The 22,733-nt window shown below is 41.6% G+C and carries 17 protein-coding genes; 15 read left to right on the forward strand and 2 right to left on the reverse strand.

The window, feature by feature from the left end:
* The first annotated feature begins 81 nt into the window (after positions 1-81).
* The 6 genes from DPG01_RS11595 (at position 82) to DPG01_RS11625 (ending at position 8,078) form a co-directional block, all read left to right on the forward strand.
* Entirely contained in the window at positions 82-1,017 is a 936-nt protein-coding gene (locus DPG01_RS11595; RefSeq protein ID WP_110975202.1) for an AraC family transcriptional regulator, read from the forward strand.
* 2 nt (positions 1,018-1,019) lie between these two features.
* Positions 1,020-1,760: a hypothetical protein gene (locus DPG01_RS11600; protein ID WP_005403709.1), complete on the forward strand. Its 741-nt coding sequence runs from the start codon at positions 1,020-1,022 to the stop codon at positions 1,758-1,760.
* 1,276 nt (positions 1,761-3,036) lie between these two features.
* Positions 3,037-4,026, forward strand: coding sequence for an NADP-dependent oxidoreductase (locus tag DPG01_RS11610; protein WP_110975221.1), 990 nt, complete (start codon positions 3,037-3,039; stop codon positions 4,024-4,026).
* A gap of 299 nt (positions 4,027-4,325) precedes the next feature.
* Positions 4,326-5,588 (forward strand): anaerobic sulfatase maturase, encoded by a 1,263-nt coding sequence (locus DPG01_RS11615; protein ID WP_110975203.1) that lies wholly within the window; start codon positions 4,326-4,328, stop codon positions 5,586-5,588.
* Positions 5,589-5,709: 121 nt separating this feature from the next.
* Positions 5,710-7,260 (forward strand): arylsulfatase, encoded by a 1,551-nt coding sequence (locus DPG01_RS11620; protein WP_171327397.1) that lies wholly within the window; start codon positions 5,710-5,712, stop codon positions 7,258-7,260.
* A gap of 173 nt (positions 7,261-7,433) precedes the next feature.
* Complete coding sequence (locus DPG01_RS11625; protein WP_110975205.1) at positions 7,434-8,078, forward strand: HEPN domain-containing protein; 645 nt, start codon at positions 7,434-7,436, stop codon at positions 8,076-8,078.
* 52 nt (positions 8,079-8,130) lie between these two features.
* On the opposite strand, the gene DPG01_RS11630 is transcribed toward DPG01_RS11625, so the two are convergent.
* Positions 8,131-9,321 carry an MFS transporter gene (locus tag DPG01_RS11630; RefSeq protein WP_086209874.1) on the reverse strand — a complete coding sequence of 397 codons (1,191 nt, stop codon included), beginning with the start codon at positions 9,319-9,321 and terminating at the stop codon, positions 8,131-8,133.
* Positions 9,322-10,383: 1,062 nt separating this feature from the next.
* Between DPG01_RS11630 and DPG01_RS11640 the strand changes: the two genes are divergently transcribed.
* The 9 genes from DPG01_RS11640 (at position 10,384) to DPG01_RS11680 (ending at position 22,211) form a co-directional block, all read left to right on the forward strand.
* A complete protein-coding gene (locus DPG01_RS11640; RefSeq protein ID WP_086209873.1) occupies positions 10,384-11,511 on the forward strand; it encodes a Re/Si-specific NAD(P)(+) transhydrogenase subunit alpha in 1,128 nt (375 codons plus the stop codon).
* A gap of 11 nt (positions 11,512-11,522) precedes the next feature.
* Entirely contained in the window at positions 11,523-11,846 is a 324-nt protein-coding gene (locus tag DPG01_RS11645) for a proton-translocating transhydrogenase family protein (protein ID WP_086209872.1), read from the forward strand.
* A gap of 3 nt (positions 11,847-11,849) precedes the next feature.
* Positions 11,850-13,304, forward strand: coding sequence for an NAD(P)(+) transhydrogenase (Re/Si-specific) subunit beta (locus DPG01_RS11650; protein ID WP_086209871.1), 1,455 nt, complete (start codon positions 11,850-11,852; stop codon positions 13,302-13,304).
* 177 nt (positions 13,305-13,481) lie between these two features.
* Positions 13,482-14,105, forward strand: a complete 624-nt coding sequence (locus tag DPG01_RS11655) for a TetR/AcrR family transcriptional regulator (protein WP_110975206.1) — start codon at positions 13,482-13,484, stop codon at positions 14,103-14,105.
* A gap of 71 nt (positions 14,106-14,176) precedes the next feature.
* Positions 14,177-15,352: an efflux RND transporter periplasmic adaptor subunit gene (locus DPG01_RS11660; protein WP_162622342.1), complete on the forward strand. Its 1,176-nt coding sequence runs from the start codon at positions 14,177-14,179 to the stop codon at positions 15,350-15,352.
* 8 nt (positions 15,353-15,360) lie between these two features.
* Positions 15,361-18,492 (forward strand): efflux RND transporter permease subunit, encoded by a 3,132-nt coding sequence (locus DPG01_RS11665; RefSeq protein ID WP_110975208.1) that lies wholly within the window; start codon positions 15,361-15,363, stop codon positions 18,490-18,492.
* On the forward strand, positions 18,492-19,898 hold the full coding sequence (locus DPG01_RS11670) for an efflux transporter outer membrane subunit (RefSeq protein ID WP_171327399.1): 1,407 nt from the start codon (positions 18,492-18,494) through the stop codon (positions 19,896-19,898). The genes DPG01_RS11665 and DPG01_RS11670 overlap by 1 nt, the downstream gene beginning before the upstream one ends.
* 353 nt (positions 19,899-20,251) lie before the next feature.
* Complete coding sequence (locus DPG01_RS11675) at positions 20,252-21,586, forward strand: ammonium transporter (protein WP_086209867.1); 1,335 nt, start codon at positions 20,252-20,254, stop codon at positions 21,584-21,586.
* 16 nt (positions 21,587-21,602) lie between these two features.
* Positions 21,603-22,211 carry a hypothetical protein gene (locus DPG01_RS11680; RefSeq protein WP_110975209.1) on the forward strand — a complete coding sequence of 203 codons (609 nt, stop codon included), beginning with the start codon at positions 21,603-21,605 and terminating at the stop codon, positions 22,209-22,211.
* Between the two features lie 45 nt (positions 22,212-22,256).
* Here DPG01_RS11680 and rsfS read toward each other — a convergent pair whose 3' ends face one another.
* Complete coding sequence (gene rsfS / locus DPG01_RS11685) at positions 22,257-22,661, reverse strand: ribosome silencing factor (RefSeq protein WP_086209865.1); 405 nt, start codon at positions 22,659-22,661, stop codon at positions 22,257-22,259.
* Between the last annotated feature and the right edge of the window lie 72 nt (positions 22,662-22,733).

Raw genomic sequence — 22,733 nt, forward strand, 5'->3', positions numbered from 1 at the left:
TTTACAGCATGTAAAATAGATATAATATGTTCAATAGTTCGTATAACATGACCTATTGGACAGTTTACGTAGGAGCTATATATGGATGTTCTCAGTGAAATTTTAGATAAGGTAGAGCTTACTAGCAGCTACTGGTATAGAACCTCATTTGCGGGAGACTGGGGCATCAGCCTCCCGCGGGAAGAGAATCTAGCGAGATTTCACATCGTGACTCATGGCGAGTTTTGGTATGAGGTGCCAAAACTTAAACTTAAAGCATTGGCGGAGCAGGGCGATATTTTGATCTTTTTCAAAGGGATGGAGCACACCATGGCCAGTGCACCAAAAATCAAGGCCGAGCCTGCGGTCGAATTTAGAGCTAAAGCCAACCTCACCGAAGCTCAAGTTTTGGAATACGGTGATCAGAGCAAGCTCAAAGCCAACGTCGTTTGCGGACATTTTTGTTTTAATGGCGGACCCGATCATCCATTCTTAAATTCGCTGCCAAATGTCGTGCATATCAAGAGTGCTGATAACTCCCACTCGCCTTGGCTTGCCATGCTTTTAAGTATTATAGAGCAGGAAGCAAAATCAGGGCTTCCTGGAAGCAACACGTTAGTCAGAAAGCTGACCGAAATTATCTTCGTGCAAGCGTTAAGAATCCACATGTACAAATCCAATAAAAATGCTGGATTCTTCAAACTGATCGAAAATCCGCAACTCAGCAAAACCTTGGAAGCTATTCATCATAGTCTCGATAAAAAATGGGGTCTTGACGATCTCGCCGGGATTGCGGGGATGTCGCGTACGAACTACAGCGTCAAATTTAAGGAGCTGTCAGGCATGACACCTCTTGATTATTTAACCTATTGTCGGCTTGAAAAAGCAAAGCAGCTGCTTAAAGAATCCGGTAAGTCTGTTCCCGAAGTGAGTGAAGCCATTGGGTATCCGGCACATGAACACTTTCAAAAGTTGTTTAAGAAAAAAATTGGCAAAACTCCTAGCGCGTACAGAAAAGAAAATTCTGAAAAGGTGTAAAAATGAATATCTATAACTCTCCTGTTACCAAAATAGCTTTCTGGGTCATAGTCATTGGTGGTGCGGCTTGCCTGCTTATCCCTTTGTTTGCACCTCTTCTTCCGCTGCAATATTTGAAAGGTTATGGCGAAATAGGAGATGTTCTTGGAGGTATTTCAAGCCCATTTCTACAAATTCTGGGTTCAGTGCTTCTCTTTCTGGTGTTAAAAGCTCAGATTGACGCTAATGGCATCCTCCATCAGCAAATCGAAAAGGAATATACGAAGGAGCAACTGAGGCACGAGTTGAATCAGCTTCACGAACTTTATATGTTCGTCGAAAGAAACATTAAAAATTTTAGCTACGATCAGGAAAAGATGATTGATGGCAAGTCGCAAATGATCCTTTTGCATTCCCGGCGAGCGATTAAATGTTTCATTGAGGATCTAGAGAGCTTAGATGTTGATATTCACAAAGATGACGACATTTTAAGGTTCGACGGGGTTAAAGAAATTATGAGCATTTTGAACAGCGTTGACCTATATTTCGACAAAATCAAAGACAGCGAGATTGCACCTTATCATAAGAGTTTTTATAAAACGCTTATGCAGCACGAACTTCTCTTCAGCGTTTTTCCTTATCAAGATCTCGACAATCAAGCGTACCTAAAACAAGAGCATTGCCCAGAGTGTGGTGAATATCATGCAAATTATCCGCCACTGATTTATGACCGGTTACAGAAAATTAAAAAAAGTTTCTCCTGATGTATTATGGATATTTATTCGGTATCGGTCCTACCAAAAAGCTATTTGTAGTATCTCGAGTACGTGCTGTGGTGTAGTAATTCCAATCTTAGAAAACTCAAAGCTTATTCTGAAACTATCGGAATTGTCGGTTGGGTGAGACTTAGTCGCCCCGTAAAGCCTTATCGGGGCGGCAAAGATAACTTTTTATATCACTGCTATTGATGACGTCCTTTGTTTACTAAAGTTGTAAGCCCTTATTCTTTGTTTTAGACCTTCAACCACTCCGGGCTTGTCACTAGGAGAGTCCCCTTGGCTAACCTTAGCCGTCAGATCGTATTCAGCGATTTCTAGCCGGTCCCCCTGAATCATTTTACGCCAACCGTTCCACAACTTAGGGTCAAGCTCTTCGGTACGCCAACCATCGGTCGGTTCGCTCCGACTCGCTAAAGCCAGATCCCTGATTTGGTTCTGGAGCGTTAGATCGTCAATCATTGTTTGGGAGTGAGAATGTTGAGGGATTAAGTTTTGATACAAAAGATTAAACTTACACCAATTTTACGCCATGGAATTTTAATATTTTTATAAATTATTGATATTTAATATATATTTTAAATTTATTGTCCAATCCATCATCGGCGCAACACTGATTCGTGGAGATTGAGGGGTTTCAATGGTTTTGTCAGTATTCATTAAAAATCAGGCTCTTTATCAGTGTTTATCTGCTTTTTATACAAAGGGCTTTGTTACTTTAAAGCAGATGGAATGCAAATAAATGTTTAGGAAATTATCTGTAAACGAGTAGCCATCAAACCAAAGCCAAACTTTTTATTGGCGACAACAGATGACGTTGAAGAGTTCTAAAAATGTTCGAGATAATTTTGGAGAGATAAGAAAGAGTAAAGCGGAGGCCTTTACGTTCACGCAGAAATTTCCAACAGAATGTAATAGTAACATAAAAATAAAATTCGCACATTTTGCTAAGTGCAACGTTTAGTGGGGGGCTGCCTATACTTTGTGAAATTTGAGTTCTGTTCTGTACTTATTTACTTTCTTGTAAATGATTATTCTGTACAGCCGTTTAATGTACTGTTGAGCGCTCATGTTTCTTGAGAAAAGATTAATTACCATTCTTTAGAGTGGTTTTTCTGCATTTAAATTTTGATAACTTTCTGAATCCAACGATGCCCTTGTGTAAGCGGGTCCTTATTTTGCTCCGTTGAATTTTAAATTGATGGAGAAAATATGTTTGCACAAGGGTGAGTTAAAGCAAATTTGGATGATGGTAGGAAAGATCATGACTTATAAAGCCTTTACGTTATCAAAATATCCGCAAGGACATATCACTACAGATATTTTTGAGCTAGTCACTTTGGCACAGCCGACTTTAAAAGAAGGTGAGTTTCTCGTTAAGCAGACACATATGTCACTTGATCCTGCTATGCGCACCTGGCTTCAACCAAGAGAAGACAGTTATTTACCGCCAGTACAAATAGGCGAAGTCATGCGCTCTTACGGAGTCGACGTGGTAGTCGAGTCCTTGAATGCTCAATTTCCAGTCGGTACTCATGTCGTTGGTGTCACTGGATGGAGTGAATATGTTTTAGGTCATGCCGACATGCAAGTGATTGATGCCTCGATACCAGCAGAGGCCATATTGGCTTTATTTTATTTCACAGGTCTGACCGCTTATGCAGGTTTAATGAAAGTTGGAAAACCTAAAAAGGGTGAAACTTTGGTGGTGACAGGTGCAGCAGGTTCAGTCGGTTCATTAGTCGGGCAATTGGCGAAAGCCGAAGGTCTAAGAGTCGTAGGTGTTGCTGGCTCTGATGAAAAGTGTAAATGGTTGGTTGAAGAGCTGGGTTTTGATGCCGCGCTTAACTATAAAGCGGAGGATTTTGAAGCTCAACTTCGTGTTGCTGCGCCAAAAGGTGTGGATGTTTTCTATGAAAATACGGGTGGGTCAATCCAAGAAATTATTTTTAATCAGTTAAATCTGTATGCACGTGTCATCGTCTGTGGCGTGTTGGCTGATTATGACCATGAGGTGCCTGCAAAGGGTCCAAGTTGGGTAGATATCAATTTAAAAAGCCTGTGTGTACAAGGTTTTATTGTAACGGATTATGCGTCTTTTGCAGACGAGGCTATGTCTGTGTTGGGCCGTTATCTCGCAGAAGGCAAAATCCAATATAAAACCTATACAGTTGAAGGCTTCGAGTCTTTGCCTGAAGGTTTAATGAAGCTATTTAAAGGTGAAAATACAGGAAAATTTATCGTTAAGTTTTAATCTTAATGGCTCTCATGGATGTTAATGCCAATTCAATTTTATTGCTCACTATAAAAGTTCTGTCCCTTGTGTATTGGATCAACTGTTTTAGATACAAAGGGGATACTGGCGGCGTTGGTGCTGTGCTTAGTGAAATTTAAATTGCGATGAAGATCGTATCATTCTTGTGGACGATCAAACTTAAATCACATGGACGAATCGAGAACCTATTCTTTTAGCCCCAAGTCAGCATGGTTTGCTATGGGGCTGGGTGTTCTCACATAAATTAAAACAATGATTACAATCTGGATAGAATCAGCATGCGCATTATCCCTACTCAAGCCGAGTCTCCACCTTTAAGAAGTATACAGCTTCAAGGGCAAACATATCGTTATCATGTGATGCTCAAACCCTCCGGTGCCCAATGTAACTTGGACTGTAGTTACTGTTTCTATCTGCATAAACAAGACTTATTGCGTCAACCTAAAACCCCACGTATGGCGGAGTCGATGCTTGAGTTGCATATCAAGCAATATATTGAAGCACAAACAGGTAATGAAGTGGTTTTTAGCTGGCAGGGTGGTGAGCCTACTCTAATGGGGTTAGAATTTTTTCAGCGTGTGGTTGAGCTACAAAATAAATATAAGAAGCCGAAGCAATGTATTGAAAATGACATACAAACCAATGGCACCTTGCTTGATGAGGCATGGTGCGAGTTTCTGAGTCAGCACAATTTCTTGGTTGGTTTATCTATTGATGGCCTAGCTGAATTACATGACAAACATCGCTATAACAAAGGCGGCAAACCTACGCATGCCAAAGTGATGCATGCCGTGGAATTACTTCATCACTACCAGATTCCATTTAACGCACTGTGTGTCGTGAATCGAGACAATGCGAAACGCCCAAACGATGTATATCGTTTTATCCGTGATCAGGTGCAGCCACGGATGATCCAGTTTATTCCGGGAATGGAAAGTGCACAGTTCCAAAGCACTGCGCCTGGGCATTGGAATCTTGATGATTTACCTATACTTGGCAGCTCTGCCGCACAACCAGGAACCAACGACTCTGTTGTCACCGATTGGTCTATTGTTGCTGATGACTGGGGTTACTTTCTCTCACGGGTTTGGGGGGAATGGATCAAGAAAGATTTTGGACGGGTATTTGTCGACCAGTTTGAAAATATAGTGTCCATGATGCTTGGCTATGGCGCACAGAAATGTGTTTCTGGTCAGATTTGCGGGAAATCACTGGCAATCGAGCATAACGGTGATCTCTTTTCCTGTGACCATTTTGTCTATCCCGAATACAAGCTCGGTAACATTCAAGAGATACATCAAGGCGATCTAGTCTTTTCAGAAGAACAGAAAAAGTTTGCTTATGCGAAGTCGAATAGCTTGCCTCAATACTGTCGCCAGTGCCCCTATTTACAATATTGCTGGGGCGACTGTCCCAAAGATCGCTTTTTGAAAACACCCGATGGAGAAGCAGGTTTACATTATCTATGTTCTGGCTTAAAGCGCTTTTTTCATACTGCACTTTTATCCAAAAGTGAAATTATGAAACAGCTTAAACCCTAAAGAAATTTGCTGCGAATAAAGACTAAAAATAGTCTTTTAAATAAACGGATTTATCTCGAATTTTGTCAATGTTGCTCAGGCGAAAGACAAATTTGCAAAATGTTATAAAAGGAAAAAGAATATGCACAAAAAAAGGATTTCGAGTTCAATCGCTGTACTGGGTGGAGCACTACTTTCAACGAGTCTAATGGCAAAGCCACCGAATATTTTGGTGATTATGTCTGATGACGTAGGTTTCACAAATGTTAGTGCATATAGTCATGGCGTTATGGGCTATAACACGCCCAATATTGATCGAATTGCCAAAGAAGGCATCATGTTCACCGATCATTATGCGCAACCCAGTTCAACAGCGGGACGTGCAGCATTTATTACGGGGCAATATCCAATTCGTTCAGGCATGACCACAGTAGGACGTCCAGGTTCTCCACTAGGTATTCAAGCTGCGACCCCAACCTTGGCAGAAGTGCTTAAACCTTTGGGTTATATGAGTGGTCAGTTTGGGAAAAACCACTTGGGCGATCGTAATGAACACTTACCGACTGTGCATGGTTTTGATGAGTTCTTTGGTAATTTATATCACTTAAATACCGAAGAAGAACCAGAACAATTTGATTATCCCAAAGATCCAGAATTTCATAAAAAATATGGCACACGCGGTGTTTTACACTGCTATGCCTCTTCAACAGATGATGAAACTACAGATTCTCGTTTTGGAAAAATGGGGAAGCAAAAATGTGAAGATACAGGGGCATTGACGCGCAAACGCATGGAAACGGTAGACGATGAGTTTATTACAGCCAGTGTTGACTTCATGAAACGTAGTAAAAAATCGGATAAGCCATTTTTTGTTTGGCTGAATCCAAGTCGCATGCACATGTATACGCATTTACGTGCGTCTCATCGCTATTTGGCTGCAAAAGCAACCTCAGAAGATGATTTGTATGGCAGCGGGATGATTGAGCACGATATGCAAGTCGGTCAATTGTTGGATGATATGAAGAAAATGGGTGTGTTGGACAATACCATTATTGTGTATACCACCGATAATGGTCCTGAACACAGCGCAAAAAATCATGGTGGCACGACACCATTTCGTGGTGAAAAAATGACGACCTATGAAGGTGGGGTACGTGTCCCGACAATGGTACGCTGGCCGGGACATATTCCTGCAGGGCAGGTGAGAACGGGTATTCAAGCCAACATGGATCTTTTCACGACATTGGCAACGATTGCAGGTAATCCAAATGTTGTCGAAGATATGAAAAATAATCGTAAGCAATATATTGATGGGGTGAATAATTTAGATTACTGGACAGAGAAATCAGAGGAAAGCAAGCGCAATAATTTTCTTTATTATCATGAATCAACACTGCGCGCTGTTCGAATTAAGCAGTGGAAAGTTCACTTTGAAACCAGTGAAAATTATTATGATAGTTATCAAAAGCAAAAATTCCCCATCATGTACAATCTCCGTCAAGATCCATTTGAGTCCTTTGATAGTGTAAGAGACCGTTCTGAAATTATCCAAAGTAAACAATGGATTTCTGAACCTTTACAGGCTTTGATTGGATCACATATTAAATCCTTGATGGATTATCCTCCTGTACAAAAAGCAGCAACACTCGATTTTAGTGAGCTGATTAAAAATATGCAGGTAACGAAAAAATAAAAGCATTCTGGATGAATAAGGCAGCTCAGTTTTCTGAGTTGCCTTTTTTATTAATATGGCATCATTTTTTTCAACCTATTTTTATTGAACGCATCAATCTTTGTTTTTGATTGAGCCTCGACTTCAAATTGATTATGGTAAATAGACGATAACAATAAAAAAATGGAGGAAATATGTTTGTACTTGAGCAAGTCTTTAAGGATAAAAAAGCAGTGCATTCTGATGCCTTTAATTTAAGAATTCATCGTGGTCTAAGCTGGTTTAAAAAAGCCACACAATTGGATGATGATCTTGATTTAAAGTTCATCACGCTATGGATTTCTTTTCATGCTTTGTATGCCCAAGAATTAGAACCCCTTCAAAACCAACAGCATCTGAGCCAGTTCTTACAGACAATGCTTCAGCATGATGTTGAGCACAAATTTGAGATAATTTTATTGGAGAGGTCGAGTCAGCCTATTTATCGCCTATTGAACAGTTCGTATAGTATGCAAAGTTATTGGGACTATCAAAATCAGGCAATTAGCCTAGAGGCGTATAAAGCTCAACGAGGACACGAGAAGAAGAAAGTCACAGAAGCCATAGAGAATAAACATACAGAAGATATTTTGTTGATCTTATTTAGCCGTTTATGCACGTTGAACGATCAGTTCATGCAGGGTGGTTGCTCCTATAAAAGCGCGTTAAACCGAGAGCAACTCCAAGACGCATGTCTTGTTTTATCCGCGTTATTGCCTGCTTTGATTTATATTTTACTGGAAAATGCAGATGCTCTAGATAACGGGAAACCCTATTATCCAGTGGCACAGGTCAGCTAATTTACGAATAAAAAATCAGACAGTTTTAAAGCAAGCTGTCTGATTATCGGTATTAGGCAATACCATATTTTCTACTATATAGTGTGTCAATCAGTGCAAAGACACTGGCCAAGATGACCAATGAAATTCCGACCAGACAGGTGCTGCTCCAGCCACCATGATGCCATGCATACACGCCCAGCGCAGAACCACACGCCCCACCAATAAAATATAAAGTCATATAGATTGAGTTGACACGTGACTTTGCATCTGGCCGCAAACGAAAAATCACGTTTTGATTACAACTATGTGTGGTGGCTAAACCAAGGTTAATTAGTGCATAGCCTAGGACATAGCTGAGCAATGAACTGGCACCCAAATATAAAAACACCCAACTCAAGGCCAAAATGGCGCAGCCTGCCCAAGTCAGGACTAGGGTATAACCACGATCTGCCCATTTCCCAATGAACTGAGTCGAGAGTGCCCCAAAAACGCCAACAAGGGTCACTATACCCACCCATACATCGGAGAGTTCGAATGGCTTAGAGGTTAGTAGCAGGGCAATGGTTGAAAACAGCATACTCATGGCAGCAAAAGCAAATCCACCAGTCATTGAACGAAACACCAAGCGTGGCTCTTGTTTCAGTAAGCTTCCCATGGACTTAAAAATTGTGAAATAAGTGATTTTAAATTTTGGTAGTTGCGGCAACTTTCCTTTCATAATGAAAGCTAGAACAAACATGGCAATGCCACTGAGGATGTAAATCATCTTCCAGTGCCATAGATCAGAAAGTAAGCCTGCCACACTGGTAGACAGTAAGATGCCGACCAGTAATCCACTCATGAGAAAACCAACCACTTCGCCAGTACGTTCAGGTTTGACTGCCATCGCAGCTAAAGGAATCAGCACTTGAGCTGCGACAGAGAATAACCCTGTAATAATTGTCCCGATCCAGAGCATCGCTAAGTTGGTCGATATTGCACAAATAAAAAGCCCTACAGATGCACCAAACATCAGGAGTGGAATAAGCTTGGCTTTATTGAGCATATCGCCTAAAGGCACAATAAATAGCAAACCTAGTGCATAAGACACTTGTGCAAACGTTACTGTTAAAGCGACTTGTTCTTCTGGAACTTGAAGGCTTTGTTGTATTGATGAAATCAAAGGCTGGCAATAATAGTTTGCCCCTGCACATAAACCACACACAATTGCCATGAGCCAAAGCAGTGATTTATCTCGACTGATGTCGAAGGAAGTATTCATAGTAAGCCTTTGATTGGGGGAGGTAGGAGCAAACAACGACAACATCACTGTTGAATGATCATGATGTAGCGTTTGGGAAATTGTATACGAAGCGAGGTTAAAAGCATAAAAATGGTGCAGAAAATAAAGTACAAGTGGATCGCTATAGGGCTGAGTAATAACCTCGCATTCTTATGTTCTTTTGATATGCTTTACTGAGATATAATCAAAAAAAAGTGATATTTCTAATTTTCTGTCAAAAAACATCGAGAAAAATGAAAAAAATTCTGAATTGATGGGGAAAAATTGTGAGTAATTGTTGCATTCCATCATTCTTCATCAGAATCATCAGCAAAAAGCCAAATCAAATTGTTGAAATATTCACCTTGTAGATGCTTTTGTGGTCGATTATGGTGCATTTAGGTTTAAGTACAGACTCACAATTGGCTTTACTATCACTCCATAAAATATTGAAAAAAGTTTTTTGTTAGTCAACTCTAGCTTGAAATCAGATTGAACAGGACAAATTTTGTTTAGGGTTTTTACAGAATCATTTTCAAATACACTTTTTCATCTGACTGAAATTGGAGTATGGGTATTTTTGATCTATTCAACATAGATGTTATTCAATTTGAAGCCAGAGTCATTGCCGTGAAACTGTCACTTGGGTCAATGTCTGCAAAGTTTGCATGACAAGATGTGGAAAAGGTCTATGAATGATAGGTTTTGTTTTATGTGAATGTGATGCTTTAAATTTGTGAATTGGTCAAAAAGATCAATAGGGAAGAATTAAAGCACTCAGTCTTGTACAAAAAAAGTGCGATTTTTATGCTAAATGGCGATGAGGGGAAAGTGCTGAATAGAAATAAATCAATTTTGAATGTCATTTTCAGCAAATAAACGATATATCACACAATATTTTTTATGAATCACGAGTTCAGTATGTGGGTATTTATTAAATAAATAGTGGGTGGTATTTTAAAAAAGTTTCATTAGAATCCAAAAATTCATAAGAACATCCTGGGGGAAACATCGCCTAACTCGTGATGTTTACTTTAAGAAAAATTAGCTTGAGGGACGCTCATGCAGATCGGAATTCCAGCCGAAACGGTTGTTGGTGAAAATCGTGTAGCCGCAACGCCAGAAACGGTAAAAAAATTGATCAATGCTGGTCACAGTGTAGTCATTGAACGTAGAGCAGGTGTAAAAGCTGCTTATATTGACAGTGCCTATGAACAAGTTGGTGCCACGCTTACAGATGATGCCTATACCGGTAGCCAAATCGTTTTGAAAGTACGTGCCCCTCAGGGTGCTGAGATTCAAAAGCTTGCGCCAAATACATCGGTTATTGCCATGTTTGATCCGCACCGCAACACTGAACTTGATCAATTTGCATCGCAAAACGTGTCTGCATTTGCTTTAGAGCTATTGCCACGTACTTTGTCTCGTGCTCAGAACATGGACGTGTTGTCCTCACAAGCGAACTTGGCGGGTTATAAGTCAGTGCTTTTGGCTGCTGCTGAATACCAACGTATGTTCCCTATGTTGATGACGGCTGCAGGTACAGTAAAACCTGCACGTGTGGTGATCATGGGAGTCGGCGTTGCAGGATTACAAGCGATTGCAACTGCAAAACGTTTGGGTGCTGTGGTTGAAGCAACGGACTTACGTCCAACAGCGAAGGACCAAGTTGAGTCTTTAGGTGGCAAATGGTTAGACGTACCGATGTCAGCAGAAGAACAACAAAAAGCAGCCGATGCTGCGAAAAATGGTTATGGTTGGATGCCGGGTGAAGACTATATCCGTGATCAAGCCATCATTGTAGATAAAGCTGTGTCGAATGCCGACATCGTGATTACTACTGCACTATTACCAGGTCGTGACGCACCACGCTTAATCAAAGCAGAAACTGTTGCCAAAATGAAACCAGGTTCAATCATCCTTGATATGGCGGTTGAAACGGGTGGTAACGTTGAAGGTTCGAAGAATGGTGAAAACGTTGTCACTGATAACGGTGTGACCATTTTAGGTATTCCAAATATTCCATCTACAGTTGCAACAGAAGCGTCTGCTTTGTATGCACGTAATGTATTGAATTTCCTTGACACCTTGTTTGATGCTGAGAAAAACTTTGCACTCAACCCTGAAGAAGAAATTCAAAAAGCCCTTCTAGTAACTCATGGCGGTCAAGTACTGCTCAAGCGTGGTTAAGGAGATAGATCATGGTTGAAACAATTACAATTTTCGTCCTTGCCATCTTTGTAGGGTACTACGTGGTGTGGGGCGTAACGCCAGCATTACATACACCGCTTATGGCAGTAACCAATGCTTTGTCATCCATCATTATTGTGGGTGCGATGATCCAAACTGTAGGCTTACCTGCGATTGGGGTTGATGCCAATGTCGCATTCCAAAGCGTTAACGTGGTGAGCATCTTAGGTGCGATTGCGGTGTTCTTAGCAAGTATCAACATTTTTGGTGGCTTCGCAGTAACAGCGCGTATGCTTGAAATGTTCAAGCCAAAGCAAAAGAAAAAAGAGGGCTAATATATGGAATTCATTCGAGACTATGCGGATTGGTTCTACCTGATTGGTGCTGTCCTCTTTATCCTAACTTTACGTGGTTTGTCAGGTCCTAAAACTGCCATTCAAGGTAACCGTTACGGCATGATCGCAATGGCGATTGCGGTGATCACTACTTTCTTTGTGGCAGATCATCCAGTGATTTGGATGATTGGCGGGGCAATGGTACTGGGTGCACTTGTGGGTATTGCCCGTGCACGTACTGTACCTATGACACAAATGCCTGAAACGGTTGCATTGATGCACTCTTTGGTGGGCTTGGCTGCGGTATTGATTGCGATTGCTGCAATTCTACACAATAACCAACTCACTGCTTTATTTGCACAAAATGAAGCTGCATTAACTGCTGCGGGTGTACAACATGCCCACATGAGCAAGGTTCATTTGTTTGAATTGTTCGTGGGTTGTTTCGTTGGTGCGATTACCTTTACAGCGTCTGTATTTGCTTATGGTAAATTGGCTGCAAAAAAATGGGCAAAAACCATTTCTGGTGCATGGGTTAAACCTGTACAAGCGCTGATTTTCCTTGCAATGTTGGCATGTGGTGTGTATTTCTTCACCACGGGTAACATGACTGCATTTTGGGCAATGACTGCACTTGCACTTGCATTCGGTTGGGTGTGGATTGCGCCTGTTGGTGGTGGTGATATGCCAGTGGTGGTATCACTGTTGAACTCATTCTCTGGTTGGGCAGCAGCAGGTATTGGTTTCACGCTTGAAAACAATATGTTGATCGTTGCAGGTTCACTGGTGGGTTCTTCTGGTGCGATTCTGTCTTACATCATGTGTAAAGCGATGAACCGTTCGATCATCAACGTTTTGTTTGGTGGTGCGATGGGCGGTGCAGCAGTGGCTTCTGCGAACAAAGGTGAACAAGCACAGCGTAATCACCGTTCTGGTTCAGCAGATGACGCAGGCTTCTTGATGTCAAATGCAGACAGCGTTGTGATCGTGCCGGGTTATGGTATGGCGCAAGGTCGTGCACAAAATGCAGTTAAAGAATTGTGTGAAATCTTAAAAGAGCAGGGCGTAAAAGTTCGCTTCGCGATTCACCCAGTGGCTGGTCGTATGCCGGGTCACATGAACGTATTGTTAGCAGAAGCAGATGTTGCGTATGAAGACATCTTAGAAATGGATGAGATCAACTCAGATTTCCCTGCAACAGATGTAGTACTGGTAATTGGTGCAAACGACGTGGTTAACCCTGCGGCGAAAGATGATCCGACATCTCCAATCTACGGCATGCCAATTCTTGAAGCACATAAAGCACGTACCATCATGGTGATCAAACGTTCTATGGCAACAGGTTATGCGGGCTTAGACAATGACTTGTTCTACAATGAAAAAACCATGATGATCTTTGGTGATGCGAAAAAAGTGGTTGAAGATATGACCAAAGCAATTAATGGTGGTGGACACTAATCCTCCTCCTGGATTGTATAAAGACCACCTTCGGGTGGTTTTTTTGTTTTAGGGCCAAAGCTCTTTAGTTACAAAAAAACCTCACAAAGACACATTTTGTATAAGAAATCAGCATGCTGATTTGTATTTAGGTGTTTAAATTGAGAATTATTATTCTCAATTTGGCTAAACCCTATTATGGACTTGCACCCGCTATCTCGCACGGAAAAACAGAACAAAAGAAAACAACTTATTATTGATAAAGCTATAGAGTTAACTGTAGCACATGGTTTAGATCAACTTTCAATTGCAGACATTGCAAAGGCCAGTGGATTAGGTCCCGGACAAATTTATCGCTGTTTTCAAGATAAAGATGAAATCATAGAAAATATGATTTTGAGTATTACGGACAAGCGCATTTGCACTCCTGGCTTTCACCGACACGATCTACATATAAAGGCTCAGGAGCTTGCCAGTGGGCATCCTAATAATATGAGTTCTGAAGAATTATCTTTGTTATATGAAGTTCTCAATATTAGTGGCAATAATAAAATAATCGAAACTATTGAAAAATCAGAAAAAAAAATGCAGGAGCAAGGTTTGTATATTTTAAAAAAATATTACAAAACCGCATCTCCACAAGAAATAAGAGCAATTGCTGAGGTGGTTGCAACTTTAACGGAGGGCGTAATTTTGAGAACGGCGAAAGGGTATTCGCAAGATGTTGATCAGGCTATTTTACAGCGTATTTATGAAACGATGTTAACAGCAATGGATTCCTTATTTGGTGAAGTGAAAGAGAAAGAAAATAATATTCAATAAATACAATATTTTATTTATTAAATTTAATGTGGTGGGTTCAGTCTTTTTTCAAATCTAGGTGTGCGTGTGCAATGAAAAAATCGGTAGTATTCAAAAAGGCTTTTCTGACAGGAATGATTTTATGCTGTCTTGGTCTTACCTTATCTGCTTGTGATCAAGAGCAGGTCGCTCCACAAAAGTCTGTAACTGAAGTAGAGGTGATGACGATCCAACCTCAGTCTATGGACATGAAACAAACCTTGGCTGGTCGGACAACGGCTTATTTGACCTCAGATGTCAGGCCTCAAGTGAGTGGTATTATTGAAAAGCGGCTTTTTAAGGAAGGAGATTATGTACAAGCTGGTCAGGTGTTGTATCAGCTCGATTCTAAACTGTATCAAGCAGCACATGAAAGTGCGCGTGGTGATTTAGTTGAAGCTGAGGCGAGTTTGCTTGCCGCAAAGCCCAAAGCGCAACGTTATAAAAACCTTCTCGCAATTGAGGCGGTTAGTCAGCAAGATGCCCTTGATGCTCAAGCAACTTTAAAAGAACAAGAAGCAGCCGTTATTTCTGCAAAAGCAGCGTTAAATACAGCCAAAATTAATTTGGGCTATACCTCAATACGTGCCCCGATCTCAGGACGGATTGCCACGTCTACATATACTCCTGGTGCACTGGTGACGGCTGAGCAAACGACCGCATTGACAACGATCCAACAATTAAACCCAATTTATGTTGATATCACGCTATCGAGCACTGAGTTACTTAATCTGAGAAAGCAAATTGATAAGGGAACATTGAATGCCCCTAATGGTAAGGTGCCTGTCAGTATTATTATGGAAGATGGTTCGACTTATGAACATACGGGGACGCTCGAATTTATTGGAACGTCCGTTGATACTGGAACGGGTACGGTAAATTTAAGAGCTATTGTTCCAAATCCTAAATATCTATTGCTTCCAGGTGCTTATGTCAAGGCAGAGCTACCATTGGCGGTTAATCATCAGGCTATTCTGATTCCACAAAAGGCAGTGACCCGAAATCATAAGGGAGATCCTGTTGTGAAGTTGGTCGGTGCAGACAATAAGGTGGTTGAACGTACCGTCGAAACCTCGGATGCACAAGGCAACCAGTGGGTGGTGACCTCTGGTCTAAAAGCTGGGGAGAAGTTGATTGTTGAAGGTGTGAGTACTGTTTCTTCGGGGAATACCGTGAAAGTGGTACAGCAAGCAACTGCAAGTAATTCAGTGACCTCAGATCAAAAATAGGATGAACAATGGCTCGTTTCTTTATTAACAGACCTATTTTTGCATGGGTCATTGCAATTGTGATCACCTTGGCGGGTGCACTTTCTATATATACTTTACCTATTGAGCAATATCCTGACATTGCTCCTCCAACAGTCAGTATCAGCGCAACTTATACAGGTGCTTCAGCTGAAACGACAGAAAACTCAGTGACGCAAGTGATTGAGCAAAGTATGACGGGGTTGGATAATTTACTGTATATGTCATCAAGTAGTTCATCCTCAGGGAGCTCTTCGGTAACCTTAACGTTTGCTTCAGGGACAGACCCAGATACGGCACAAGTTCAAGTCCAGAATAAGTTGAAGCAAGCGGAATCCTCTTTGCCAGAATCCGTGCAGGACAATGGTCTGACGGTGACCAAGTCTTCAGGTAGTATCTTTATGGTGCTGAGTTTTATCTCAGAAGATGGCAGTATGAATGGTACAGACTTGGCAGATTACATGGTGTCTAGTGTAAAAGACCAAGTGAGTCGAGTCAGTGGTGTTGGTAATGTTCAAGTGATGGGTTCGCAGTATTCCATGCGAATCTGGCTAAATCCAGAAAAACTCAAAACCTATTCTTTAGTACCCAGTGATATTGTAACGGCTATTCAAGCACAAAACAGCGATGTTGCGGCAGGTTCTCTTGGCGCTTTACCTGCTGTAAATGGGCAGGAACTGAGTGCCACGGTAACGGCACGTAGTCGCTTAAAAACAGTGGATCAGTTTAAAAATATTATTTTAAAGTCAGATGCAAGTGGAGCGGAGGTTCGGCTGTCTGATGTGGCAAATGTTGAACTCGGCAGTGAAGACTATGCGGCCTTGAGTAAGTTCAATGGTAAGAATGCAGCAGGCATGGGGATTGAGCTTGCAGCTGGTGCAAATGCTTTAGATGTTTCAAATGCGGTAGAAGCAAAATTACAAGAGCTCAAAGCGTTCTTTCCTACGGGTGTGAACTATAAGGTTGCCTATAGCACAGCACCCTTTGTCAAAATTTCGATAGAAGAAGTAGTGAAGACCTTATTTGAAGCAATTGCGCTGGTCATCATTATTATGTATCTGTTTTTGCAAAACTGGCGTATTACTTTAATTCCTGCAGTTGCCGTTCCTGTTGTGCTCATGGGGACCTTTGGTGTGTTGTCTATTTTGGGTTATTCCATTAATACCTTATCAATGTTTGCCATGGTGTTGGCGATTGGTCTTTTGGTGGACGACGCGATTGTTGTGGTGGAAAACGTTGAACGGATCATGCAAGAGGAGGGACTATCACCTAAGGCGGCTGCTGAAAAATCAATGGGGCAAATTACAGGTGCGCTTATTGGTATTGCTTTAGTACTGACGGCGGTATTTATTCCCATGGCATTCTTTAGTGGTTCTACAGGAGCCATTTATCGCCAGTTCTCTATTACGATTGCCTCTGCGATGATTCTCTCGGTGATTGTTGCAATGACGATTACCCCTGCATTATGTGCAACCTTGTTGAAGCCAATTCATCAAAATGGAACTGAGAAAAAAACAGGCGTGCTTTCTCGATTTTTTCAGTGGTTTAACCAGACATTTAATACCAATACCGAGCGCTATAACCGTGGTGTGAAATGGATACTTGCTCATAAACGTCTAGGTCTGGTGGCTTATTTACTCATTATTGTTTCTATTGCGGGGCTGTTTTGGAAACTTCCAACAGCATTTTTACCTGAAGAAGATCAGGGCATGTTGATGGTGTCAATCAAACTACCATCAGGTGCGACGCAACAACAAACTGTGCGTGTTATGGATCAAGTTGCTGACTATGTAGAAAAGCAACCTGAAGTGGAATCGGTGATGAGTGTTGCTGGTTTTAGTACTGGAGGTAGTGGGCAGAACTCAGGAATGGGATTCATTAAGTTAAAAGATTGGTCTGAACGTTCTACCGATGCTACAAGTGTTGGGAACCGTATTACCAAAGATATGGCTTCTAAGTTTAAAGATGCGCAGATTTTTGCCATGGCACCCTCTGGGATTCCGGGTTTGGGACAAGGCTCAGGTTTCACCATGGAGCTGACAGATTTGGGTGGAGCTGGGCATGATGCATTGGTTTCGGCCCGTGATCAGCTTCTAAAACTCGCTCAGCAAAATGAAAAGCTTACGGCTGTTCGCTATGGCAGCTTAGAAGATGCACCTACATTTGCCTTGAAAATTAATGACTCCAAAGCAGGTGCTTTAAAAGTCAGTCAAAGTGATATTGATGATGTTTTATCAACTGCTTTGGGCAGTAGCTATGTCAATGACTTTGTAAATAATGGGCGTGTTAAAAAGGTTTATGTGCAAGGGGAAGCGTCTGCGCGCATGTTACCTAGCGATATTAATCGTTGGTACGTTCGAAATGATGATAATGATATGGTGCCATTTTCTGCTTTCACTGAAAGTAAATGGAACTTTGCGCCGTCTTCTTTAGCTCGTTTTAATGGTTCTTCCGCAATGGAAATTTCAGGGCAAGCCGCAGAAGGAGTGAGTTCTGGAACGGCGATGGCAGAAATGCAAAACTTAGTCAAACAATTGCCAAATGGTTTTGGCTATGCATGGTCTGGCTTGTCTTATCAAGAACAGCAGTCGGGCAATATGGCACCCCTGCTATATGCTATTTCAATCCTGTTTGTATTCTTGTGTTTAGCGGCTTTATACGAAAGTTGGTCGATTCCTTTTTCTGTTTTACTTGTCGTGCCGATTGGTGTGTTGGGCGCTTTATTATTTACAACGTTACGAGGCTTATCTAATGACATTTATTTTCAAGTTGGCTTGCTGACAACCATTGGTCTGGCTTCGAAAAATGCGATTTTGATCGTGGAATTTGCTAAAGAGTTAGAAGAAAAAGGTGAAACCTTAATAGCTGCAACCTTACATGCAACCAAAATGCGTCTGCGTCCAATTCTAATGACATCATTTGCGTTCTTACTCGGGGTATTGCCTTTGGTGATTAGTACGGGAGCTGGTTCAGGCGGACGCCACTCTCTAGGAACAGGTGTTTTTGGTGGAACACTATTGTCTACGGCACTTGGTATTTTCTTTGTCCCTTTATTCTATGTTCTTATCCGTAGCATTTTTTCCAAAAAGAAAACAGCTGAATTACCACAGGAGCATTCATAATGTTGTTGAACTACAAATATGGCGCGGTGGGGCTGTGTTTTCTGGGAATGACGGGGTGCATGAATCTCAATCCAGAATATAGTCAACCAACATCGCCTGTCGCAACGTCATTTAATAATCAGGCTGTGGGGGGGAGCTCTTCTCAACCAGTTGCAGATATACAGTGGCGCACTATTTTTCTTGATACTCGCTTACAAAAAGTCATTGCGATGTCTTTAGATAATAATCGTGACTTGCGTATGGCGATGTTGAATATTGATAAAGCTAGAGCACAATATCGCATTCAGAAAGCAGACTTATATCCAAGTGTAAGTGCATCTGTATCTCAATCTGCATCTAAAGCACAATCCTCATCGGGGCAAAGCCAAATCAGTCGCTCTAGTGAGTTTTCTGTAGGATTTACCAGTTGGGAGCTTGATTTGTTTGGTCGTATTCGAAGTCTGAATACTGAGTCTTTAGAAAGCTATTTTGCAACCGCTGAAACACAACGCAGTTCGCGTATGAGCTTGGTTGCAGAGGTTGCCAGTGATTGGTTGACGATCGCAGCTTATCAGCAACAATTGCGCATTGCAGAAAGCACGTTGGCCAGTCAGGAAAAAACACTCAAACTCACTTATGCCAAATATAAAGAAGGTATATCTTCTGCCCTAGACTATGAGGAAATTAAAACCAGTGTCGATAGTGCCAAGGCTGATATTGCCAGTTACAAAAAGGCTTTGGCTCAAGCGCAGAATGCATTGAACTTAATCGTAGGCACTGCTGTACCAGCTGAGTTTCTTCCCTCAAATGATATAGATTTGCAATCTATACGTCTGGCTCCAATTGCTGCAAACTTATCTTCGAGCATGCTGCAAAACCACCCCGATGTTTTATATGTAGAGCATCTCTTAAAGGGAGCAAATGCTGACATCGGAGCCGCAAGAGCAGCTTTCTTCCCAACCATTTCATTAACCACCACGGCTGGGCGAAGCAGTAGCGATTTAGAAAAGCTGTTTAGTGCTGGAACTGGTACATGGTCATTTATACCAACGATCTCTGTGCCTATTTTCCAAGGAGGGGAGCTTAAAGCTTCTTTAGATTCAGCCAAAATTCAGAAAAATATCTACATTGCACAATATGAGAAAGCCATTCAAACCGCTTTTTCTGATGTAGCAGATGCTTTGGCTGTGCGTCAGAATATTGAAGCGCAACTTGATGCACAAAAAGACCTAGTCCGTTCCTCGGAACGTAGTTATCGTTTATCTACTGCCCGGTACAAAGAAGGTTTGGATAGCTATTTGACGGCCTTGACTGCGCAACGAACATATTATAGTGCACAGCAAGAACTTGTTACGTTGGTTCTAGAGGAAGCCACCAATCGTGTTACCTTATATAAGGTCTTAGGCGGGGGGGCTGACGCGCAATAAAAAATTGAATGGGTTCGTTGTTTTATAAAAGTGACTCTTTCGGGTCACTTTTTTTATGTGAGAGGTTTGGTGACTTTCTGAAAAGGGCCTCAAAGCAACATCGTTTTAATATTTGAATGACATTAGCTCGAGTACACGTGATGTAAGGCAGAATGTATGTGTTTTCTATGCAAGAAGAGAAATGAGTTTTAAATTTTAGAAAGATTGTTTATGTGAAAATAAGGTTGAAAAAGGTTGAGTTACTGGAACTTTTGATCAAATAAATGTTTTGAAATATATATAGAAAATTAAGTATATCCCTAGAAATTGGCATATTTGTTGCAATTTTTATTTCGGTTCTTTGGGGGATAATGATGAAAAAACTTCAAATTTTAGCAGGGCTATATTTACTGTGTTCTAGCTCAACCTGGGCAGTTGAACCTGTGGTGAGTGCAGCCAATATACAAGAAATTCGCCTATCTTTAGACAGTGTCTGGGTGGTGCTAGGTGGTATCTTGGTGTTTTTTATGCAAGCGGGTTTTGCACTGATTGAAAGTGGTTCAGTTCGTTCTAAAAATACGATTAATGTACTCATGAAAAACTATATGGATGCATGTTTGGGGGGCTTGGTGTTTTGGTTGATTGGCTTTGGCTTAATGTTTGGGGTAAACCAAACTGGCTGGATCGGAACTTCTCATTTTGCACCCAATGAAATGGATGGATGGCATTGGAATTTATTGTTCTTCCAAATGATGTTTGCTGCAACGGCCACCACTATTGCCAGTGGCGCAATGGCAGAGCGTATTCACTTTGTAGCCTATATTGTCAGTGCGGCCGTAGTGAGCGGTTTGATTTATCCGATCTTTGGGGCATGGGCTTGGGGAAGTTTGTTTGACGGCGAGGGCTGGTTGAAGGCTCTAGGGTTTATCGACTTTGCAGGTTCAACTGTTGTGCACTCGATTGGTGGATGGGTGGCTCTGGCGGGTATTATTGTGCTTGGGCCACGACTCGGACGTTTTGGTCGCAATGGGCAAGTTCACTATTTGGCTGGGCATAATTTACCGCTGGTGGCACTAGGTGGTTTTATTTTATGGCTAGCATGGTTTGGTTTTAATGCTGCTTCTACCGTTAAAGCTGAAGTGAGTATTGGGCGTATAGCCCTAAACACGCATTTAGCGGCGTGTGCTTCGGCCGTTGCCTACATGGTCTATACCCTGATTCGAGGTAAAGCGATTTTAATGCGAGGCACGATTAATGCGTCTTTAGGTGGGTTGGTTGCAATCACCGCAGGCTGTGCAACCATGAGCCCACTTTTTGCAGTGATGAGTGGAGCCTTTGCTGGAATTCTGGTCAGTATTTTACCTGTATTGATGGAAAAACTTCGTTTGGATGATGTGGTTGATGCCGTGACTGTGCATGGCTTTTGTGGTGCGTGGGGGACGTTGGCAGCAGGGCTATTTTTTGAAGGGCGAATGTTTAATTCAGAAATAATTGCAGTACAAATTTTAGGTATTATGGCTGCATTTATTTGGGGATTTGGTGTGGCTTTTATTGTGTTCAAAGTCTTGGATAAAGTATTGGGTGGTCTACGTGTAAGTAAACAACATGAACAACGTGGTTTAGACTATACCGAACATGCCGAACTGTCCTATCCAGAGTTTCAGCATGATGTGACTTTTGAAACAGATGATATGACTAAACGTCATTAAATGAAGAGGATAGATCATGTCGACTGAAACATTAAGTATTTTGCAAAAACGTCAAGCGATTGAACGAGGCCTCAGTCAATACTTACCGGGGACACTTTTGGAGCAAGTGTTGAATCACTGGGAAGCCAAATATGGTGACCAACCATCCTTTGTTTTAAATCGTTTTTTGAGTGAAATTTGCACTACCGAAGAATTGCGTTATCACCGCAAAGATATGCTCAGAAATGTCTTAGCAGAGATGGCACAAGTTGAAAAACAAGTATTACTCAAGCCTACAGCCCAAGAGCTCCGAGCAGAACAGACGCAAGAGCAATTATTGGATGCTTTCATCTTTTTTATGCAAGGTATTTGTCAGTCGGTAAAAGATGTTGATATGCAGGATTTTGAAAGTGAAGTAAAGGTGGAGTTGGAAGCATTATCTATTTTGATGTCTGCAAACCAAAGGTTGGATGATCGGATGCTTCTAAATACTTTACTGATGGCTCAGTATGCTCGGATGTTGACAGCCTGCTATGAAAAGTACTGTGAATTTTACGGCCCTGCAAAAGCTGATCAGGTTTATGCCAGTATCAAGAGACAGGTTAAAACACGGTATCCGTCAGTGGATTTGCATTGGCTCATTTAGAAAATATAGCGTATAAAAAAGCGACCTTTAGGTCGCTTTTTTTGATTAGGCTACAGTTTCTTCTGGGGCTGCACGCCATAGGCTTTCGAGGTCGTAGAAACGACGTGCTGTTGGCAACATCACATGCACAACAACAAAGCCAAGATCAATCAAGATCCATTCAGCATCACGTTCGCCTTCGACACCGAGAGGGCGGAAGCCTGCTTTACGTGCTTCTTCAGCAACGTTATCAGCAAGTGCTTTAATGTGACGCGTAGATGTACCACTTGCAATTACAATTGCATCAGCAACATTACTGATTGAGCTGACATCAAGCGCTAAAATATCTTTTGCTTTTACATCTTCAAGGGCTTCGTGTACAACTTTTAAGCAAGCTTGTACGTCGGCAGCTTGTGTATTCATTGCGAGATCGTGAGAATTAGAAGCGCTGGGCGATGGTTCTAAATTCATAAAGGGAATTTTTCCGGACAATAACTCACCTTATAGTATAGAGTTTTTGGCCGAAAAATTCAAATCTGACAA

Origin of the sequence: Acinetobacter sp. WCHAc060042 (assembly GCF_003231195.1) — a bacterium.
Classification (GTDB): domain Bacteria; phylum Pseudomonadota; class Gammaproteobacteria; order Pseudomonadales; family Moraxellaceae; genus Acinetobacter.

Bases quoted from the DNA above. Each gene is read 5' to 3' on its own strand.
- DPG01_RS11600 (WP_005403709.1), top strand. From the start codon at position 1,020: ATGAATATCTATAACTCTCCTGTTACCAAAATAGCTTTCTGGGTCATA.
- DPG01_RS11665 (WP_110975208.1), top strand. From the start codon at position 15,361: ATGGCTCGTTTCTTTATTAACAGACCTATTTTTGCATGGGTCATTGCA.
- DPG01_RS11670 (WP_171327399.1), top strand. From the start codon at position 18,492: ATGTTGTTGAACTACAAATATGGCGCGGTGGGGCTGTGTTTTCTGGGA.
- DPG01_RS11640 (WP_086209873.1), top strand. From the start codon at position 10,384: ATGCAGATCGGAATTCCAGCCGAAACGGTTGTTGGTGAAAATCGTGTA.
- DPG01_RS11645 (WP_086209872.1), top strand. From the start codon at position 11,523: ATGGTTGAAACAATTACAATTTTCGTCCTTGCCATCTTTGTAGGGTAC.
- rsfS (WP_086209865.1), bottom strand. From the start codon at position 22,661: ATGAATTTAGAACCATCGCCCAGCGCTTCTAATTCTCACGATCTCGCA.
- DPG01_RS11660 (WP_162622342.1), top strand. From the start codon at position 14,177: ATGAAAAAATCGGTAGTATTCAAAAAGGCTTTTCTGACAGGAATGATT.
- DPG01_RS11630 (WP_086209874.1), bottom strand. From the start codon at position 9,321: ATGAATACTTCCTTCGACATCAGTCGAGATAAATCACTGCTTTGGCTC.
- DPG01_RS11625 (WP_110975205.1), top strand. From the start codon at position 7,434: ATGTTTGTACTTGAGCAAGTCTTTAAGGATAAAAAAGCAGTGCATTCT.
- DPG01_RS11650 (WP_086209871.1), top strand. From the start codon at position 11,850: ATGGAATTCATTCGAGACTATGCGGATTGGTTCTACCTGATTGGTGCT.
- DPG01_RS11615 (WP_110975203.1), top strand. From the start codon at position 4,326: ATGCGCATTATCCCTACTCAAGCCGAGTCTCCACCTTTAAGAAGTATA.
- DPG01_RS11610 (WP_110975221.1), top strand. From the start codon at position 3,037: ATGACTTATAAAGCCTTTACGTTATCAAAATATCCGCAAGGACATATC.
- DPG01_RS11620 (WP_171327397.1), top strand. From the start codon at position 5,710: ATGCACAAAAAAAGGATTTCGAGTTCAATCGCTGTACTGGGTGGAGCA.
- DPG01_RS11675 (WP_086209867.1), top strand. From the start codon at position 20,252: ATGAAAAAACTTCAAATTTTAGCAGGGCTATATTTACTGTGTTCTAGC.
- DPG01_RS11595 (WP_110975202.1), top strand. From the start codon at position 82: ATGGATGTTCTCAGTGAAATTTTAGATAAGGTAGAGCTTACTAGCAGC.
- DPG01_RS11655 (WP_110975206.1), top strand. From the start codon at position 13,482: ATGGACTTGCACCCGCTATCTCGCACGGAAAAACAGAACAAAAGAAAA.
- DPG01_RS11680 (WP_110975209.1), top strand. From the start codon at position 21,603: ATGTCGACTGAAACATTAAGTATTTTGCAAAAACGTCAAGCGATTGAA.